The 19443-nt window shown below is 65.6% G+C and carries 19 protein-coding genes; 10 read left to right on the plus strand and 9 right to left on the minus strand.

All coding sequences use genetic code 11. The features are described 5' to 3' along the window. Positions 1 to 92: 92 nt before the first annotated feature. A complete protein-coding gene (locus tag FHY50_RS04535; protein WP_140047293.1) occupies positions 93 to 374 on the minus strand; it encodes a hypothetical protein in 282 nt (93 codons plus the stop codon). Positions 375 to 376: 2 nt separating this feature from the next. Next, positions 377 to 748, minus strand: a complete 372-nt coding sequence (locus tag FHY50_RS04540) for a DUF2493 domain-containing protein (RefSeq protein WP_140047295.1) — start codon at positions 746 to 748, stop codon at positions 377 to 379. Between the two features lie 257 nt (positions 749 to 1005). Here FHY50_RS04540 and FHY50_RS04545 point away from each other — a divergent pair, with 257 nt between their 5' ends. From FHY50_RS04545 to mazG, 10 genes are read left to right on the plus strand one after another with little or no spacing between them, the layout of a single operon-like run. Then, positions 1006 to 2049, plus strand: coding sequence for a lytic murein transglycosylase (locus FHY50_RS04545; protein WP_140047297.1), 1044 nt, complete (start codon positions 1006 to 1008; stop codon positions 2047 to 2049). Next, a complete protein-coding gene (locus FHY50_RS14160) occupies positions 2033 to 2977 on the plus strand; it encodes a septal ring lytic transglycosylase RlpA family protein (RefSeq protein WP_166745506.1) in 945 nt (314 codons plus the stop codon). The genes FHY50_RS04545 and FHY50_RS14160 overlap by 17 nt, the downstream gene beginning before the upstream one ends. A 28-nt stretch (positions 2978 to 3005) precedes the next feature. After that, on the plus strand, positions 3006 to 4172 hold the full coding sequence (locus tag FHY50_RS04555) for a D-alanyl-D-alanine carboxypeptidase family protein (protein ID WP_140047299.1): 1167 nt from the start codon (positions 3006 to 3008) through the stop codon (positions 4170 to 4172). Beyond that, entirely contained in the window at positions 4169 to 4792 is a 624-nt protein-coding gene (tmk, locus tag FHY50_RS04560; RefSeq protein ID WP_180345089.1) for a dTMP kinase, read from the plus strand. The genes FHY50_RS04555 and tmk overlap by 4 nt, the downstream gene beginning before the upstream one ends. Continuing rightward, positions 4789 to 5766, plus strand: a complete 978-nt coding sequence (locus FHY50_RS04565; RefSeq protein WP_140047302.1) for an AAA family ATPase — start codon at positions 4789 to 4791, stop codon at positions 5764 to 5766. Before tmk ends, FHY50_RS04565 begins: the two co-directional genes overlap by 4 nt. A gap of 41 nt (positions 5767 to 5807) precedes the next feature. Next, positions 5808 to 7367 (plus strand): methionine--tRNA ligase, encoded by a 1560-nt coding sequence (gene metG / locus FHY50_RS04570; RefSeq protein WP_140047304.1) that lies wholly within the window; start codon positions 5808 to 5810, stop codon positions 7365 to 7367. After that, entirely contained in the window at positions 7368 to 8144 is a 777-nt protein-coding gene (locus tag FHY50_RS04575) for a TatD family hydrolase (protein ID WP_140047306.1), read from the plus strand. Then, positions 8141 to 8905, plus strand: coding sequence for an MBL fold metallo-hydrolase (locus FHY50_RS04580; protein WP_140047309.1), 765 nt, complete (start codon positions 8141 to 8143; stop codon positions 8903 to 8905). The genes FHY50_RS04575 and FHY50_RS04580 overlap by 4 nt, the downstream gene beginning before the upstream one ends. Next, the gene (locus FHY50_RS04585) at positions 8902 to 9522 is read left to right on the plus strand and encodes a retropepsin-like aspartic protease family protein (protein WP_244935294.1); all 621 of its coding nucleotides are present in this window, start codon (positions 8902 to 8904) and stop codon (positions 9520 to 9522) included. The genes FHY50_RS04580 and FHY50_RS04585 overlap by 4 nt, the downstream gene beginning before the upstream one ends. A 48-nt stretch (positions 9523 to 9570) precedes the next feature. After that, positions 9571 to 10311, plus strand: coding sequence for a nucleoside triphosphate pyrophosphohydrolase (gene mazG, locus FHY50_RS04590; RefSeq protein WP_140047311.1), 741 nt, complete (start codon positions 9571 to 9573; stop codon positions 10309 to 10311). Between the two features lie 2 nt (positions 10312 to 10313). Here mazG and hflX read toward each other — a convergent pair whose 3' ends face one another. From hflX to dusB, 7 genes are all read right to left on the minus strand, one after another. Continuing rightward, positions 10314 to 11600, minus strand: a complete 1287-nt coding sequence (gene hflX / locus FHY50_RS04595; protein ID WP_140047312.1) for a GTPase HflX — start codon at positions 11598 to 11600, stop codon at positions 10314 to 10316. Beyond that, positions 11597 to 12163 (minus strand): RNA chaperone Hfq, encoded by a 567-nt coding sequence (gene hfq, locus FHY50_RS04600; protein WP_337250265.1) that lies wholly within the window; start codon positions 12161 to 12163, stop codon positions 11597 to 11599. Before hfq ends, hflX begins: the two co-directional genes overlap by 4 nt. A 50-nt stretch (positions 12164 to 12213) precedes the next feature. After that, complete coding sequence (ntrX, locus tag FHY50_RS04605; RefSeq protein ID WP_140047316.1) at positions 12214 to 13590, minus strand: nitrogen assimilation response regulator NtrX; 1377 nt, start codon at positions 13588 to 13590, stop codon at positions 12214 to 12216. A gap of 1 nt (position 13591) precedes the next feature. After that, complete coding sequence (locus FHY50_RS04610; protein ID WP_140047317.1) at positions 13592 to 15859, minus strand: sensor histidine kinase; 2268 nt, start codon at positions 15857 to 15859, stop codon at positions 13592 to 13594. A gap of 70 nt (positions 15860 to 15929) precedes the next feature. Beyond that, a complete protein-coding gene (gene ntrC, locus FHY50_RS04615) occupies positions 15930 to 17372 on the minus strand; it encodes a nitrogen regulation protein NR(I) (protein ID WP_140047319.1) in 1443 nt (480 codons plus the stop codon). Next, entirely contained in the window at positions 17369 to 18457 is a 1089-nt protein-coding gene (locus FHY50_RS04620; protein ID WP_343751167.1) for a two-component system sensor histidine kinase NtrB, read from the minus strand. Before FHY50_RS04620 ends, ntrC begins: the two co-directional genes overlap by 4 nt. Then, positions 18433 to 19431: a tRNA dihydrouridine synthase DusB gene (dusB, locus tag FHY50_RS04625; RefSeq protein ID WP_140047321.1), complete on the minus strand. Its 999-nt coding sequence runs from the start codon at positions 19429 to 19431 to the stop codon at positions 18433 to 18435. The genes FHY50_RS04620 and dusB overlap by 25 nt, the downstream gene beginning before the upstream one ends. Between the last annotated feature and the right edge of the window lie 12 nt (positions 19432 to 19443).

Consider the following 19443-nt stretch of genomic DNA (forward strand, 5'->3'; position numbering starts at 1 on the left):
CGGGGCAGGGTCGCAATATTTGGTATCGCAGACCGGACAGCGCCCGTCGATTAGTCGGCCAACGTATTGGCAGTATCCGCAGCTTTCGGCCATCACACCCCTCCATTGGATTGAGTAAGGCGGGCGATCTCAGCGCGAGCTTCCCACAGCATGACCACGGTAATCTCTAGCGATTGCGCCCAATGATCCGGTTCGTATCCTGCGTCGATCAACATGCGACGGACAGTCGACCGCTTGCTGCGCAGAATGTCATGCGCGATGACCTTGGCGTGACGCGAGCAGCCGTCCGTGTGGGCAGGAAAGTGCTTGACGTACAACTTCGACCAGCGCGGCGGCTTACCGTAGTCTGGATCGTGTGCGTACTGGTCGCTCATATCTATGCCTCCACATCGTTTGGTAGGGGCCGGGCGGGCACCTCGATAACAGCGACGCCTGCACGTTCGGCACGGCGCACCATGTCGGCGGTGCCGCGACCACCGGGGAACGCGATGACGATGCTAGGCTTGCCTTCGTCGATCATGCGTTGATTGCGGATAGGACCGGCAGCGCGGCCATGGTCCTTCCAATGGGCGCGATAGGTCTCGACCGGCAGCCGGTTGCGGGTCGCCCACATGCGAGCCTCGTGATCTGCTCCGGTCGCGCCGCCGTCGATGATGACGACCGGGCGGGTCAGGCTGTCGAGTATCTCCGCAACTCGTTCGCTGTCGTTGAAGTCACGACCGCCACAAACCAGAACTCGGTTCGCCATCACTGTGCCGTCCTTCGTGCCTGCATGTTCTTCGCGAACGAACGCGGAACACGGCTGCTGCGGTTCGAGAAATGCTGGCTTTCAAGGGATAGCGCGGGCTGGGCGGTGTTCTCGCAAGCGGTTTTCAAGACCGCTGCCTTAAACCACTCGGCCACCTCTCCGCGCTGCGATGCGCGATAGGCCGGGCGCGCCCTTTTGTGCAAGGCTTGCGCTCGAAGGGGGTTCATGTCGCTGCGCGGCTGTGGCAGACAAGCGGCATGTCGGGGTGGAACAGCGTATCGCGTCGGGCAGGGGCCGTCGGTCTTGCAGCCTTTTTTGCAGTGGCACTTGCCGGCCCCGCGCCGGCGCAGTCGGAGGCGGGGTTTCAGTCCTATCTCGGCGAACTGCGCGCGCAGGCGCTGGCGCAAGGGGTCAGTCGCCGTACCGCCGACGCGGTGTTCCCCACGCTGACGATGAATCCGCGGGTCATCGAACTCGACCGGCAACAGCCGGGCAGCAGCAGCAATGCGATCCCGCGCTTCGCCCCGTACCGGGAAACCCATGTCGATGCCGCGCGCATCCGGCGCGGTCGATCCGCCTATGCCGAGAACCGCTCGCGGCTGGCGTCGATCGAGCGCGAGACGGGCGTTCCCGAACAGATCATGGTGGCGATCTGGGGGCACGAGACCAATTACGGATCGTATACCGGTGATTTCGATCTCGCCCGCTCGCTTGCGACGCTGGCCTATGAGGGTCGGCGGCGACCGCTATTCTCCGGCGAGTTCATCGCTCTGCTCAAGATCATGGACCGCGGCGTTCCGCGCGAGCGGCTGAAAGGCAGCTGGGCGGGTGCGATGGGCTATCCCCAGTTCCTGCCATCGGTCTATCTGCGCCTTGCGCGCGATGGCGACGGTGACGGACAAGCCAATATCTGGAGCAATTCGGCGGATGCGTTGGCGTCGATCGCCAACTACTTCGTTCACGCCGGCTGGCGGCCGGGGCAGCCCTGGGGCATTCCGGTCAACGTCCCTGCCAGCCTCGATCGCGGCAGCCTGAGCACGCCGGCGGTATCGCCGCGCTGCCCGCGCGTGTTCGATCGCCACACCCGCTGGCGCACGATGGACGAATGGCGCGCCCTGGGCGTGACGTCGCAGCGGGGAAGCTGGCCCGGCGGCACTATCCAGGCGACGTTGCTCGAACCCGATGGTCCGGGGCAGACCGCCTATCTGCTGACCGGGAATTACCGGGTCATCCTCGATTATAATTGCTCCAATTTCTACGCGCTTTCGGTGGGATTGTTGGCAGATGAAATTCAGCGCTAGCCTGTTGCTGCTCTCCGCACTGGGGGTCGGCGGCGGCGCCAATCCGCCGACCGGCGACGAACCGCTGCAATCGGCAGGAGCACCGTATCGCGCACCGCCGCAAGCGGCGCCGGGGACGACGCCCGCCAATCCGTTGCCGGCGCCGCCGATGACCCCGCCGATTGCGGGAGACGGCCCGCGCGCCACGTCGGGCGAGAGCGAGAGCCGCTATGACGAGGTCGGCTTCGCCAGCTGGTATGGCGAGGAACTGGGGCCGAACGCACGCACCGCCTCGGGCGCGGCGTTCGACCCGGCACGGCCGATCGCCGCGCACAAGACGCTGCCATTGGGGGCGTTCGTCGAGGTCACCGCGCTTGATACCGGGCGCACCATCCTGCTCGAGGTCGCAGATCGCGGGCCGCATCGCGCCGATCGCCTGCTCGATCTGTCGCGCGGCGCGGCACAGCAGCTCGGAACGCATGCGGGGTCGGTTGCAGCGGTGCGCGTGCGGCAGGTGACCCCGAGTCCACAGGATATCGCCGCGCTGCGGGCCGGCGGCCTCGCGCCGACCCGGCTCGACGCGCCCGAGATATTGCTGACCGCGCTGCGCAAGCGCCTGCCCGGAACGGTTTCGCCAGGGAGCACGTCGGCCGCGCCAGCGCCGGCCGCTGTGCCCGCATCGCCGGCCGTCGTCGCTCCCAAACCACCCGTTGCCACCTCGACACCGCAGCCCGCCGCTGCGGGGCGCTACCGCGTTCAGGTCGCAACCTTCTCGACCGATGACCGCGCCCAGGCGCTGGCCAAGCGCATCGACGGCCAGGTCGAACGCGCGGGGTCACTGTACCGCGTCCAGCTAGGTCCGTTTCCGACCAGTGCCGATGCCAAGCGCGCGCGTGACCGCGTCGCCAAGCAAGGCTATGGCGACGCCCAGATTCGCATCACCGATTGACCACCCTCCTGTTCGAGTATCGCATTCCATGAAGAAGCTGACGTTCGGCGCCCTGATCGCGATTGCCATCGCTGCCCCCACTACTGCCGCCGGCCCGACCTTCACCACGCCAGCGCCGGTCGCGTTCATCCAGGACCTGTCGTCGGGCGCGGTTCTGTACGCCAAGGATGCCGATCGCCGCATGCCGCCGGCGTCGATGGCAAAGATGATGACCGCCTATGTCGCGTTCGATCTGATCCGCAAGGGCGAGCTCAAGCTGGACCAGATGATCCGCGTGCGCCCCGAGACCTGGCGCCAATGGCACGGTCCCGAGGCGGGTTCGACGATGTTCCTGTCGCCCAACGAGGAAGTCAGCGTCGAGAATCTGCTCAACGGCATCATCGTGCTGTCGGGCAATGACGCCTGCGTCGTCCTGGCGGAAGGCATCGCCGGGACCGAGGAAGCGTTTGTCGAACTGATGAATCAGCGCGGCAAGGCGCTGGGGCTCACCAACAGCCGGTTCGGCAATTCGAACGGCTGGCCCGACGAAGGCCGTACCTATGTCACCGCGCGCGATCTGGCTCATCTGGCAGCGGCGACGATCGAGGATCATCCGCAGCTCTACAAGAAGTTCTATTCGCGCGAGAGCTTCACCTGGGGCGAGACGCTGGGAGCGGGCAATCCGATCACCCAGGCCAATCGCGATCCGCTGCTCGGCCGCGTATCGGGCGCCGATGGGCTCAAGACCGGCCATACCGAGGAAGCCGGCTATGGCTTCACAGGATCGGCCGAACAGAACGGTCGGCGCCTCGTGATGGTCATCGCCGGCCTCACCAGCTCGAACCAGCGGATCGCCGAATCGGTGCGGCTGATGGAATGGGGCTTCGGCGCCTGGCGCGCCCGTCCCGTGGTGGCCAAGGGCAAGCGCGTCGAAACCGCCGACGTACAGCTTGGCAGCGAAGGTGAGGTCGGCTTGGTGGCGCCCAAGGACCTGACCGTGACCGTCCCTGCCGGCATGTCGGACACGTTGACCGCTCGCGTGGTGTATCAGGGACCGATCAAGGCTCCGATCGCTGCCGGGGCGCATGTCGCCGATCTGGTGATTTCCTCGCCCGGGATGGACGATCAGCGGCTGCCGCTGGTCGCCGAAACCGCGGTCGAGGAAGCCGGCTTCTTCGGCCGGGTATGGGCTGGACTGATGTCCTTCTTCGCGTGACTGGCATCTTCCTCTCGCTTGAAGGGGGGGAGGGGGTTGGCAAATCGACTCAGCTGCGCCGGCTTGCCGGTGCGCTGGAGGCGCGCGGGATCGACGTGCTCGTCACGCGGGAACCTGGCGGCAGCGACGGGGCGGAAGCGATCCGCTCGCTGCTGATGCAAGGTGATGTGGCACGGTGGAGTCCACATGCCGAGACGCTGCTGTTCGCGGCCGCGCGCGCCGATCATGTCGAACGCACGATCCGCCCGGCCCTGGGCACGGGACGCTGGGTCTTGTGCGATCGCTATGTCGACAGCACGCGTGCCTATCAGGGTGCGCAGGGGATCGACGATGCCGCAATCCTGGCGCTGCACGGGTTCGGGGCGAAAGGCCTGCTGCCCGATCGCACCTTGCTGCTCGATCTGCCCGTTGCGGACGGCACGGTCCGCGCGATCGGCCGTGACGCCGGGGTCGCCGACCGGTTCGCGGCGCGCGGTTCCAATTTTCACGACGCGGTGCGGACGACCTTTCATGGGATCGCCGCAGCCGAACCCGAACGGGTGCGGGTCATCGATGCGACCGGCACTCCCGAGACGGTAACCGATCGTCTGATCGCCGCGCTGGCCGACCTGCTGCCATGACGTCGATTATCGGCAACGCCGCAGCACAGGCGGAACTGCGCGCAGCCCTGGCGAGCCCGAAGCTGCATCATGCGTGGCTGTTCGCCGGGCCGGAGGGGGTGGGCAAGGCGACGCTTGCGCGTGCAACCGCGTTGCGGCTGCTGGCGCAGGCGGCCGATCCGTTGCTGGCGCCTGATGTCGACATTCCGCCGCAGCATCGTATCCGCTCGCTGGTCGAGGCGGGCTCCCATCCGGACTTTCGCATCCTCCAGCGCCAGCCCAAGGATCCGGACAAGCCCGACCAGGACATCGCGCGCAGCATTCCGATCGCGCAGGTCCGCAGCTTGGCACCGTTGTTCGCGACCAAGCCGTCGCTGTCACACCGCCGCGTCGTGCTGATCGACGCGATCGACGATGTCGAGCGGCCCGGCGCATCGAATGCGCTGCTCAAGATGCTGGAGGAGCCGCCCGAGGGAACGGTCTTCCTGCTGATCAGTCATGCGCCCGGCAGGCTGTTGCCGACGATCCGCTCGCGATGCCGGACATTGCGGTTCGAGCCGCTGGCGAACGAACAGGTCGAACAGGTGGTGCGTGCCGCGTTGCCCGAGGCGAGCGATGCCGAAACCAGGGCCGTGGTCCGCGCCGGAAATGGGTCGCCGGGACGCGCTTTGGGATTTGCCGGCCTCGACATGGCCTCGCTCGAGCGCGACCTCGAGGCTGCGGCGACCGGCGGCGATCCCGACAATGCGATCCGCACTAGGCTGGCAAAAGCGCTGTCGGGCAAGGCGGCGCAGCCCCGATATGAGGCATTTCTCGCCCGGGTACCCAGCTTCGTTGCCGCGCAGGCGTGCGACCGGACCGGCGACGCCCTGGTCGCGGCGATCGATACCCAGGCGGCGACGCGGGAACTGGGCAGCGCATCGATCGGACTGACGCTCGATCCCGCGACCACGGTGTTCCAGATGGTCGGCCACGTCGCTTCGCTGGCGCGTTGACGGGGATGTATTCGGTCGGAAAGATCGCCTAGAGCCCCGACATGGCCGAACCCTATTACATCACCACCGCGATCCATTATCCCAATGGCCGGCCGCATATCGGCCATGCCTATGAAATGATCGCCGCCGACGCGATCGCCCGCTTCCAGCGTCAGGCCGGGCGCGATGTGCGATTCCAGACAGGTACCGACGAACACGGTCTCAAGATGGTCAAGACTGCCCGCGAACGCGGCGTCGCAGTGCGGGCCCTCGCCGACGAAATGTCTCGATATTTCAGCGACCTGGTCGAAAGGCTGAATATCTCGTGCGATCGCTTCATTCGCACGGTCGAGCCTGCGCATTATCGGGCCAGCGAAGCGATCTGGCAGGCGATGGCCGATGCCGGCGACCTGTATCTCGATCGCTACGAGGGCTGGTACTCGGTGCGTGACGAAGCCTTTTACGAGGAAAAGGAACTGACAGGAGAGGGCGATGCCCGCCTGTCGCCGCAAGGCACACCGGTGGAATGGACTGCCGAGGAAACATGGTTCTTTCGCCTGTCGAACTATCAGCAGCCCCTGCTTGATTTCTATGCCGCCAATCCGGACTTCATCCGCCCGGAAAGCCGCCGCAACGAGGTGTTGCGCTTCGTCGAGGGCGGCCTGACCGACCTGTCGGTGTCGCGCACCAGCTTCGATTGGGGCGTACCGGTGCCGGGCAGCGACGGACACGTGATGTACGTATGGGTCGATGCGCTGACCAACTACATCACCGGCCTCGGCTACCCCGATCGTGCCGGCGACTTTGCCAAATATTGGCCCGCCGACGTGCATCTGATCGGCAAGGATATCGTCCGCTTCCATGCCGTCTATTGGCCCGCATTCCTGATGTCGGCTCAGCTGGCGCCGCCGAAGCAGGTCTACGGCCACGGCTTCGTGCTCAATCGCGGGGCCAAGATGTCGAAATCGGTCGGCAATGTCGTCGATCCGCTCGATCTGGCGGCGGCATTCGGCGTCGATGCGCTGCGCTATTTCCTGCTGCGCGACATCAGCTTCGGGCAGGACGGCAGCTATTCGCCCAAGGCGATCGCCACGCGCGCCAACGCCGATCTGGCCAACAGCTTCGGCAATCTCGCCCAGCGCACCTTGTCGTTCATCGCCAAGAATCTCGAAGGGGCGCTCCCGAGAGCCGGACGTTCGGAGCCTGCGGACGCTGCGCTGCTGGAAGCGGTAGCCTTGGCGAGCGAGGAGTTTCGGACTGCATTCGGCGATCTCGCCCTGACCCAGGGATGCGAGGCCTGGATGCGCGGCGTCGCGGCATGCAATCAATATATCGATGTCCAGGCGCCGTGGGCGTTGCGCAAGACCGATCCGGACCGGATGCATGCGGTGCTGGGGACGCTGGTCCGCGCCATCCATGATCTGGCGATCGTCATCCTGCCCGTCGTGCCCGACTCTGCCGCGAAGATCCTCGACCTGCTCGAGATCGACGATCGCGGCCACTCGGCGCTGAGCCACCATGACTGGTATGCGAACAAAAGCGCGTCAGGCTTTCGCATTTCCGCACCGACGCCGATCTTCCCGCGGCTCGAAGTGCCCGAGGATGACGAGGAGGCCGCCTGAATGCTTGCCGACAGCCATTGTCACCTCAACTACAAGGGACTCGCCGAGCAGCAGGATGCGGTGCTGGCGCGGGCACGGGCGCGGGGCGTGACCGCGATGCTCAACATCGCAACACGCGAGGGCGAATGGGCCGATGTGATCGCGGTCGCCGAGCGGGAGCCGGACGTCTGGGCGACGATCGGCGTGCATCCGCATGACGCCGACCAACACGCACATGTCGATACCGCACGGCTCGTCGCCGCCGCCGCCCATCCGCGCGTGGTCGGTATCGGCGAAAGCGGGCTCGACTATCATTACGACCGCAGCGACCGCCAACGCCAGCAAGCAAGTTTTCGCGCGCACTGCGCCGCATGTCGCGAAACCGGCCTGCCGATCGTCGTCCACACCCGCGATGCCGAAGAGGATACCGCGGCGATCCTGCGCGAAGAACTGGGGAAGGGGGCGTTTCCCGGCGTGATCCATTGCTTCACCGCCAGCGATGCCTTTGCCGACGTGGCGCTGGAACTGGGCTTTTTCATCTCGATCTCGGGCATCGTCACTTTCAAGAATGCCCGCGAACTGCAGGCAACGGCGAAGCGGGTACCGATCGACCGGCTGTTGATCGAGACCGACGCGCCGTTCCTTGCGCCGGTGCCGCACCGCGGAAAGCCCGGCGAGCCGGCGTTCGTCGCCGACACCTGCACGTTCCTGGCTGAGCTGCGCAGCGAGGATAGTGAAGAACTGGCGCAAGCGACCGCCGACAACTTTCACAGATTGTTCGCGAAAACGATGCGATGAGGGTTCGTATCCTGGGCTGCGGCACATCGTCGGGCGTGCCGCGCATCGGCAATGACTGGGGGGCGTGCGATCCCACGGAACCGCGTAACCGGCGCACACGCGTATCGGCACTGATCGAAACCGAAAGCACCCGGATCCTGATCGACACCGGCCCCGATCTGCGCGCCCAGCTAAACGACGCCAAGGTCGCGACAGTCGATGCCATCATCTGGACGCACGACCACGCCGATCACACGCATGGCATCGACGATGTCCGCCAGCTGTTTCACAATGGCGGGAGGCCGGTGCGCGGGCTTGCCCGGGCGACCACCATGCACGCGCTGCGCCAGCGCTTCGGCTATGTGTTCGCCGGGGCGGAAGGCTATCGGCCGACCGCGACCATCGACGTGCTTGAAGACGAGCTGACGATCGGTGACATTCGCATCCGCTGCGTCGATCAACCGCATGGCACGATAACCTCGGCGGGGCTGCGTTTCGATCATGCCGATAGCTCAATCGTATATTCAACGGATTTCAACATTTTGACGCCTATCATGCACAAACTGTATGAAGGAGCTGATGTCTGGATTGTCGATTCCTTGCGAGAGCAGCCGCACCCGAGCCACCCGCATCTGTCGGCGACACTGGGCTGGATCGAGTCTTTGCGGGTCGGCAGGGCGGTGCTGATCCACATGGACAATTCGATGGACTATGCGACCCTTGCGGCGCGTCTCCCGCCTCATGTCGAGCCGGGATATGACGGGTTGGAGATCGCGCTGTGAACGACGATCAGACGATCAACCTGCTATGGGGCATCGGTGCGCTGGTGCTGGTGGTCAGTGCGCTGACGGCGCGCCGGGTATCGTTCGGCATGCTGGTCCGCTCGTTTCTGGGCTGGGCGGCGGTAGCTGCGATAGCTTGGGTTGCCGTCGTCCACCGCTATGAGATCGAAAGCGCGTTCATCGCTGCGACTGAACGGATGGGCCTGGCCGAACAGACCACCGACGGCGAGACCGTCCGCATCCGCCAGGCACCAGACGGACATTTCTACGCGTCGGTCACGCTCGACGGCACGCCGCTGCGGATGATGGTCGACAGCGGCGCCACGATCACCGCGATCTCGGCCGAGACTGCCGCCAATGCCGAGATCGACACCGACGACAGTCGGTTTCCGGTAATGCTGACCACCGCCAATGGCACGATCGCTGCCAAGCGGGGCAATGTCGATCGCGTGACCCTGGGTGCGATTACGACGCACGATCTTGGTGTCGTCGTGTCGCCGGCATTCGGGGACGTCAATGTTTTGGGGATGAACTTCCTGTCGCGACTGGCGAGCTGGCGAGTCGAGGGAGGCACGTTGATCCTCGTGCCGCCACCGCCAAACCCGTCTGCGATTTAACATAATGTATATTATCGAACTGGCTGACGGACCGTTGTGGAGGGCGCCGTGATCGACCGCCTCGTCTCGATCATGGCGCGGCTGCGCGACCCCGAGCATGGATGTGAATGGGATCGTGAGCAGACATTCGCGATGATCGCGCCATATACCATCGAGGAAGCCTATGAGGTCGCGGACGCGATCGCGCGCGGCGATCTGAGCGACCTTAAGGACGAGCTTGGCGACCTGCTGCTTCAGGTCGTGTTCCACAGTCGCATCGCCGAGGAAGCCGGAGCGTTTGCGCTGTCCGATGTCGTCGCGGCGATCTGCGACAAGATGGAACGTCGCCACCCACATATCTTCGCATCGAGCGCGGCTGCCCCCTCCTCTTTCGACTGGGAACAAATCAAGGCCGACGAACGCGAGGCCAAGGCGGTGACTGGCGCGCTGGATGGCGTTGCGATCGGCTTGCCCGCCCTGCTTCGTGCCGAAAAGCTGCAAAAGCGTGCTGCGCGCGTCGGGTTCGACTGGCCCGACGCTGCCGGTCCACGTGCCAAGATCGACGAGGAACTTGCCGAAGTCGAGGCGGCTGACCCATCCGAGGTCGAAGGTGAGATCGGCGACCTGCTGTTCGCCGTTACAAATTGGGCCCGGCATCTCGGCGTCGATGCGGAAGCGGCGCTGCGCTCGGCCAATACCAAGTTCGAACGTCGCTTCCGCGGCATGGAAGCCAGGGCCGGTGCCGAATTCGGCAGCCTGTCGCTCGATGATAAGGAAGCGCTGTGGGACGCCGTCAAGCGCGCAGAATAGGCTCAGCGCTGCAGAAAGCGCGCATGATCGGCGGGCGCCATCCGTACTTCATACACCGCCGCTTCGCCCTCAATGGTCTGCTCGATCACTTCACCATGCTGGTGCAACCACGCCGCCCCCGCCCCGTCGCCTGCGTCGAGGGTGATGCGATATCGACGATGTGCGGCGGTCAGCCTGGCGGCGACCTTTGCGACCAGCGTATCGAGCCCTTCCCCGGTCAGCGCCGATAATGCCACCACATCGTCGCGCGCGTCGGCATCGGCCAGCGCCGTAGCCCTGCGCTCATCGTCGAGCAGGTCGAGCTTGTTCCAGACCTCGAACCGCGGCGTTGTTTCGGCGACACCGATGTCCTCGAGCACCTTTTCGACATCGCTGCGCTGCGCGTCGCTGTCGGGATGCGCAACGTCGCGGACGTGGATCAGCAGGTCCGCCGACACCACCTCTTCCAGCGTCGCCTTGAACGCGGCGACCAGCTGGGTCGGCAGCTCGGACACGAACCCGACCGTGTCGGACAGCATCGCCTTGTCGATGCCCGGCAGCGCGATCTGGCGAAGCGTCGGATCGAGCGTGGCGAACAACAGGTCTTCCGCCATGACGTCGGCACCGGTGATGCGGTTGAAGAGCGTGGACTTGCCAGCGTTGGTATAGCCGACCAGCGCAATCACCGGCCACGGCGCGCGTTGGCGGCGATCGCGGTGGAGGCTGCGCGTGCGGCTGACCTGGTCAAGTTCGCGCCGCAGCCGCGCCATGCGATCGCGGATCAAGCGACGATCCGCCTCGATCTGCGTTTCGCCGGGACCGCCCAGAAAGCCGAATCCGCCGCGCTGGCGCTCGAGATGGGTCCAGCTGCGCACCAGACGCCCCGCCTGATAATCGAGATGGGCGAGTTCGACCTGCAGCCGCCCCTCGGCGGTGCGAGCACGTTCGCCGAAAATCTCGAGGATCAACCCGGTCCGGTCGATCACCTTGCATTTGAGCGTGGTTTCGAGATTGCGCTGCTGGATCGGCGATAGCGCGGCGTCGAACACGGCGAGCTGCAGGTCCTTGTCGCGAACCAGTTCGGCAAGCGCCTCGACCTGACCGCCGCCGATCAGCGTCGCCGCCCGCGGCGCCCGCACGCGCAGCGCGACTCTGTCGACAACGGTCACGCCAATCGCCTCGGCCAACCCTGCGGTTTCAGAAAGCCTTGCCTCGTTATCGCGGATGTTGCCGCCCTGGTCGGGCAGGACGATCAGCGCCGACGCGCCGCGGGCAAACTCGTCGGCGTCACGCTCGAACCCGGCGCTCAATCGGCTTCCATCCCGGCCTGTTCCTCGGCCAGGTTGAGCGGGTTGGCCGGCTGCACCGTCGACACCGCATGTTTGTAAACCAGCTGCGACATGCCATCGCGCTGAAGCAGCATGCAGAACAGGTCGAACGCCGCGATCTGCCCCTGCAACATCACACCGTTGACCAGAAACATGGTCACATTCTCATGCTGGCGGCGGACGGCACTCAGGAATATTTCCTGTAATCCCGGCGACTTGGAGACGTTCGTTTCGAGCGATGCGATGATCGGCTCAAGCTCGATCGGGCCTGCCGGCATGATCGTCGAGATGGCGTGCTTGTAGATCAGCTGTGACTGTCCGTCGCGCCGCAGCAGCACCGAGAAATTGTCGAACCACGTCACGATGCCCTGCAGCTTGACGCCCTTGACCAGGAACATCGTCACCGGGGTCTTCGATCGGCGCAGCGCGTTCAGAAACTGGTCCTGGAGCGAGGTCTGCTTGTCGGCCATGTGTTCAGCCTCTTGTTCTTGGCGGGAATTGCCCGCGACGCGCCGTTCCGCGGCGTCGGATCGCCGCGCCACCACGGCCCGGACATCCGTAATCTAGGGACGCGAGCGCCGGAAATAAACCGGTCTCACTCGTCGCCGCGCACCTCGGTGATGCCGAGCAGCTTCAACTTGCGATGCAGCGCCGAGCGTTCCATGCCGATGAAGCTGGCGGTGCGGGAAATGTTGCCCGAAAAGCGGCGGATCTGAACGCGCAGATATTCGCGTTCGAACGATTCGCGAGCCTCGCGCAGCGGCGCGCCCATGATCGCGCTGGTTCCGCCGCCATCGCCTTCGCTGCGGCCGAGCACGTCGGGCGGCAGCAGGTCGAGGTCGATGCGGCCAATGCGATTGCCCGGCGCCAGGATCACCGTCCGCTCGACGACATTGCGCAGTTGGCGCACATTCCCCGGCCATTCATAGCTTTGCAGCGCGACCATCGCATCGGGAGCGACCTCGGGCGTCGGCACGCGGCGTTCGGAAGCGTAGTGCGCGACGAAATGCTCAACCAGCGGTGGAATATCCTCGCGGCGGTCGGTCAGCGGCGGAATCACTACAGGGACCACGTTGAGCCGGTAATACAGGTCCTCGCGGAACCGCCCTTCGGCAATCTCTTCCATCAAGTCGCGCGCCGTCGCGGACACCACGCGGACATCGACCTTGACGATGCGCTGCCCACCGACCCTGCTGAAACTCTGGTCGGTCAGCACGCGCAGGATCCTGCCTTGCGTAGCAACCGGCATATCCGCGATCTCGTCGAGGAACAGGGTTCCGCCATGCGCCTGCTCGAGCAGCCCCGGCCGGACGAGGTCGCCGCCCTCCTCCACCCCGAACAGCTCTTCCTCGACGCGCTCGGGCGTCATTCGCGCCGCGCTGACGATCATGAACGGGGCGTTCGCGCGCTGGCTCCAGCCATGCAGCAAGCGCGCGGCCACTTCCTTGCCGACCCCCGCCCCGCCCGAAATCAGCACGCGACTGCCCGTCGCCGCGACCCGCTTGAGCGTGGCACGAACGGTGTTGATTGCCCCGGAACTGCCGGTCAGGTCATTGTCGCGACCCGCCGAGGCGCGCAACGACGCGACTTCGCGTTTGAGCCGTTCGGTCTCGGTCGCTCTTTGAACCAGGAAGAGCAAGCGCTCGGCTTCGAAGGGTTTTTCGATGAAGTCGGAAGCACCGCGACGGATCGCGGCAACCGCGGTGTCGAGATTGCCGTGCCCTGAAATCACCAGCACCGGGATCGAGGGGTCGCGGCGCTTGATCTCCTCGAGCAGCTCGAGCCCGTCCAGCTTCGACCCCTGCAACCACACGTCGAGCAGCACCAGCGACGGGCGCCGCGTCGCGATCGCTTCAAGCGCGGAATCGCTATCCGCAGCATCGCGCGTCTCATACCCCTCGTCCTCGAGCACGCCTGCCACCAGCTCGCGAATATCGCGCTCGTCGTCGACTACCAGGATATCGAGGGTCATTTCATCCGTTCCGATTGCGAGTCAGCATGGTCAGGCCGCCGTCCGAAGCAGCGGTGTCGGCACTTGCCGACGCGTTGAGCGCGTGAAGTTCAAGATTGCCCGGATCGAGCGCGATGGTCACGACGGTGCCGCCGCCGGCCCGGTCGGCGAAGCCGATCGAGCCGAAATGCTCCTCGACAATTTTCTTGACGATGGCGAGGCCGAGCCCCGTGCCGCGGCTGCGCGTCGTCATATACGGCTCGACGATGCGGTCGCGCTCGATCGGCAGTCCCACACCGTTATCGGTGATCGCGACTGCGACGCAGCCATCGTCCCTGAGCGCGATTGAGGTCGCGACCAGCCCGCGCGGCGCATCGGCACCGCGCGCCTCGACCGCCTCGACGGCGTTCTTGACGATATTGGTCACCGCCTGCCCCAGCTGACGGCGGTCGCATACCAGCGGCGGCACTCCCTCTGCGACCTCAACCGAAAAGTCGATCTCGGGATGCGCGACTTCGTGAAGGAATACCGACTGGCGGACGATATCGACGATCGATTCGGGCCTGAACACCGGCTTGGGCATGCGCGCGAACGACGAGAATTCATCGACCATCCGCCGCAGGTCGCCGACCTGGCGGACGATCGTGTCGGTCAGCCTGGCGAAAGTGCCGTCCTGCGGATCGATGGTCTTGCCATAGCGACGCTGGAGACGTTCGGCGGCAAGCTGGATGGGGGTCAACGGGTTCTTGATCTCATGCGCGATGCGGCGCGCGACATCGGACCAGGCGGCGCGGCGCTGATCGAGCAATTGCTGCGTGATGTCGTCGAAGGTCAGGATCTGCCCGCCGGCATCGCGCGTGATCTTCACCGCCAGCGTCTTGGCCTCGCCGCCGGCATTGAGTTGGACGATCGCCTCGCGCGCGTCGCCGCCGAGCAGGTCGTCGAGCTCTGGCGCCACGTCGCGCAGCGGACGCCCGACCGGACTGCCCCCCCCCGCTCTCAGCAGTCCGATCGCCGAACTGTTGATCAGCCGAACGGTGCGGTTGGGACCGATCGAGATCACCCCCGCCGAAACCCCCGACATCACCGCCTCGATCAGTGCGCTGCGGCTTTCGAGCTGGGCATTGGCGGTAACGAGCGCGCCGGTCTGCTCCTGCAAGCGCCCGGTCATGTCATTGAACGCGTTGGCGAGCGTGCCGACCTCGTCGTTAGACGTCGGTGCGGGCACCCGCGCGGTAAGGTCGCCCCCGGTGATCCGCCGCGCGGCATCGACCAGATCGCCGACCGGGCGGACGAGACGATCGGCGACGGCGAGCGCGACGAAGACGGCAAGCCCGACCATCAGCAGCGACATCACCATCAGCGCAGCGTTGAACTGCAGTTGCAGCGAGCGCGATCGCCCGACCAGCGCCCTGTAATCCTCGAGCACCGAGCGTGCGCGGCGGGTCTGGGCACTGATCTGGTCGAGATTGTATACGCGAGCGGCGTACAGATAGAGATCGGTGCCGGGTATTCTGGTAACCGACCGCGAGCGATCACCAGCGGTGTCGGTCACGCTTGTCTCACCGGCGTTGAGTCGGCGGATCACGTCTCGCCCGATCTCGTTGGCCAATTCGCGCTCATATGGGTCGACCAGCGCCAGGGCCATGATCTCGCCTGAAGGCGTGACTGAAAACACGATTCCTTCCGACAAGTTTCGATAATATACCTGCTGGCCGAAATACGCTCCAAACTCAGGATTGTCGGTTTCCACCTGCTTCATCGCGGCGGACAAGTCTCCAGCCATGGCCAGCGTCTCGTTCTCCACAAAACTGAGCAGTTGCTGGTACGATTCCTGCGCCAGCGCATTGGCATTCTCGAGCATCCCCCGTGCGCGGTCGGAGAGCCAGAACTCGACGCCATATTGGAACAGCAGCGACGCAAAGATCGTCACCAGCAGCATCGGCACGCTCGCAAGGACCGAGAAGATCGCGACCAGCCGGACGTGCAGCTTGCCGCCGCCGCCGACGGGTGACCGCTCGGCGCGTTGGTGCGCCACGCGCCGCCCGATCAGCACGAGCAACGCCATCCACGGCACCAGATTGGCGACCAGCAACAGGGCGACGAGTGGCGGATTGAGCAGCCGCCTCGGCTCCGCTGCGGCCTCGCCGCCCACACCGGCGATGGTAAAATAGGTTGCCGCGGCGATCGCGATGCCCCCGGCCACGACCGCCAATTCGATGGCCGGCGTGGCGGCAAGCCAGCGGCGCCGGGTCATGGGTTCGTCGATCGGCTCGGTGACGGCATCCATCGTTGCCGCGATACAACAGAAACCGTGACCTCGAAAACACATAATCGTGCGCTTGGGCGGCGGGCCGTCGTCAGTCGCTTTCGCCCTGTCGCGCCGCCGGGGCGCCAATACCGAGCGTATCGAGCCGCTTGCGCAAGGTATTGCGATTGATGCCGAGTGCGCGGGCGGCGCGCAGCTGGTTGCCCTGGAAGCGGGCAAGTGTGGCTTCGATCAACGGCCGCTCGACTTCGCCGATGATCCGGGCGTGCAGGGTGCCGTCATCGAGCCCCGCCGGATGCTCGCGCGCCAGCCGGTTGAGCCGCCCGAGTACCGCAGCAGCCAGATCCTCGTCGCCGATGGTTGCAGAGGGCGCTGCGCCCCCCAGCGTCGCGCGCAGTTCGCCAGCGGTGATCCACTCGTCGCGGCCGAGCGCGGCAAGGCGCCGCATGAGATTTTCCAGCTCGCGGACATTGCCCGGCCAGTCATGCCCTTCGAGCACTGCCACTCCCTCGCGGTCGATCGACTTGCGCGGCAGCCCGTCCTCGACTGCGCGGTCGAGGAAATGGCGGGCCAGCAGCGCGACGTCCTGACGCCGTTCGCGCAGCGCAGGCAGTGCGATGGGCACGACGTTGAGGCGGTAGAACAGGTCTTCGCGGAACTGCCCCTGCTGCACCAGCCCGGTCAGGTCCTTGTTGGTCGCGGCGACGATGCGGACGTCGGCGCGGATCGTGCGCGCACCTCCCACCGTCGTGAATTCCCCCGACTGGAGCACGCGCAACAGGCGTGTCTGCGCATCCATCGGCATGTCGCCGATCTCGTCGAGAAACAAGGTGCCTCCCGCCGCCTGCTCGAACTTGCCCGCAACGCGCGCCGCCGCGCCGGTGAACGCGCCGCGCTCATGGCCGAACAATTCGGCCTCGATCAGCTCGCGCGGGATCGCCGCCATGTTGAGCGCGACGAACGGCGCGTGGCGGCGGGGGCCGAGTTCGTGGATCGCGCGCGCAACCAGCTCCTTGCCGGTGCCCGACTCGCCCGAGACCAGAACGGTGAGATCGTTCGATACGACGCGGGCGATGACGCGATAGACATCCTGCATCGCCGGCGATCGCCCGATCAGCGGCATCCCCTTGTCTTCTTCGCCAAGCGGTTCGGCCTGGCGGCGCTGGCCGCGACGCAGCGCGCCTTGGACTGTGGAGGCGAGCACGTCGAGGTCGAACGGCTTGGGCAGATATTCGAACGCTCCCGCCTCGGTCGCGCGAACTGCCGTGGACAGCGTGTTCTGCGCCGACAGTACGATCACGGGCAGCCGCGGATGGTCGCGCAGGAGCTGTGCGACATGGTCGAGCCCGTCGCCATCAGGGAGCACGACATCGGTGATCAATACGTCGGGCAGTGCGCTCGCCAGTTCGATCTGCGCCGCGCCGAGCGTCGCCGCCAGCATCACACGGTGGCCAATGCGGCGCAGCGACTGCGCCACCACGGTGCGGATCGCGGCATCGTCGTCGACAACCAGAATCGTGCCAATCGCCGTCATGCATCCCCTCTTGGTAGCAGCAATCGCAGCACGGTCGCCTGCGGCTCACCCTCGCGGGCATATTGGATGATGCCGCCCATGTCTCCGACCAGCTTGTCGACCAGCGGCAGCCCGAGCCCCTGCCCGTCAGGCTTGCTCGATACGAACGGTTCGAACAAATGCTCGGCGATATCTGGGGGTGCACCGGGACCGTTGTCGATCACCAGAATCTCGATCGGCAGCGGCAGCTTCGGCCGTCCGGGCGCCGGGCGCACCGACATGCCGTGGCGATACGCGGTTGCCAGCGTGATCCGTGCGGCGGGGACATCGCGCAATGCCTCGGCCGCATTTTTGAGTAGGTTGAGCATCACCTGCAGGAACGCGTCGCGATCGACCAGCACCGGGGGCAAGGACGGGTCGAAGCGATCCTCGATCGGGATGTCGCGCGCGAAACCAGCACGTGCGACCCGGCGGGCATGGTCGAGCAGCGGATAGATATTCGCGGTTTCCGCGCGCAGCGGCCGGGTATCGGTGAAATCCTGCATGCGATCGATCAGTGCGGCGATGCGATCGACCTCGGTGGTGATGAGCCGCGTCAGCTCCCGGTCGCCGCTACCGCCGGTCTCGAGCAGCTGCGCCGCGCCGCGGATGCCCGACAACGGATTCTTTATCTCGTGCGCCAGCATAGCGGCGGCACCGATCGCAGCGCGCGCGCCGCTCGATCGCTCGCCACTCTGCGCGCGCCGCCGCGTCGTAGGGGCATCGTGCATCGCCAGGATCCGCCATCCGGGGTGATCGACCAGCAGCGTTTCGATCAGGTCGATGCGCAGCCGCTGCCCCCGCGCCGTTGCGACTTCGATATCGAAAGCGGCAAAGCCATGCCCGTCCCGGCGCTCCAGATAGTCGGCGGGAAGATCGAAAATGCGCGCCAGATCGATCCCGAGCATCGAGCGTTCCGACAGGTTGAGCAGCAGTTCCGCAGCGGCGTTGGCGCGGGCGACGCTGCCGACTTCATCGATCAGCAGCACCGCGACCGGCAGCGCCGCCAGCACTGTCGCCGACGACGGGACGCCGGGCTGGGTCACGCCGCCGCGCGATTGCGCCACGGGGCGTAGAATTCGGCAAGCATCGCCTGGACCACCCCGGCATCGGCGATCTGGTTGATCTTGTTGCGGAATTCCGCCGAACCATGCAGGCCGCGCGTGTACCAGCCGATATGCTTGCGCGCCATATTGACGCCGGTTTCCTTGCCATAATGGCTCAGCATCGCATCATAATGCTCTGCGATCAGGCAATATTGTTCGTTCAGCGATGGATCGGCGAGGCGGCGCCCCGTCGCCAGCCACGCCATCACCTGTCCCAACAGCCACGGCCGACCATAGGAACCGCGACCGATCATCAGCCCATCCGCACCCGACTGCGCGAGCGCCGCTTCGGCGTCCTCGATCGAATTGATGTCACCATTGACGACGACCGGGATCGACACAGCATCCTTGACGCTGCGCACGAAGGCCCAGTCGGCGCTGCCCTTGTACATCTGATTGCGCGTGCGACCGTGGACGGTGACCATCTTGGCGCCGAGCTGCTCGGCAATGCGGGCAAGCTCGGGCGCGTTGAGGCTGGCATGGTCCCAGCCCATCCGCATCTTCACCGTAACCGGCACCGACACCGCGCGCACCGTGGCATCGATCAACTGCCCGGCCAGGTCGAGATCGCGCATCAACGCCGATCCGGCGTCGCCATTGGTGACCTTGCGCACCGGGCAGCCCATGTTGATGTCGATGATCGCTGCGCCGCGATCCTCACTCAGCTTGGCCGCTTCGCCCATTTCATATGGGGTGCAGCCGACCAGCTGCATCGACACCGGTTCCTCGATCGGATCCCATGCCGCTTTCTGGATCGACTGGCGCGTCTCTCGGATCGCGGCCTGGCTCGCCACCATCTCGGTGACATTGAGTCCCGAGCCATAGCGACGCACGACCTTTCGGAACGGCAAGTCAGTCACGCCGGTCATCGGCGCGAGCAGCACCGGCTGGTCGATCCGGACGGGTCCGATCTGGATAGGAGCTAGCATTCGCATCGGCCTGCCTGA

The organism is Sphingomonas japonica (genome assembly GCF_006346325.1).
Lineage (GTDB): Bacteria > Pseudomonadota > Alphaproteobacteria > Sphingomonadales > Sphingomonadaceae > Sphingomonas > Sphingomonas japonica.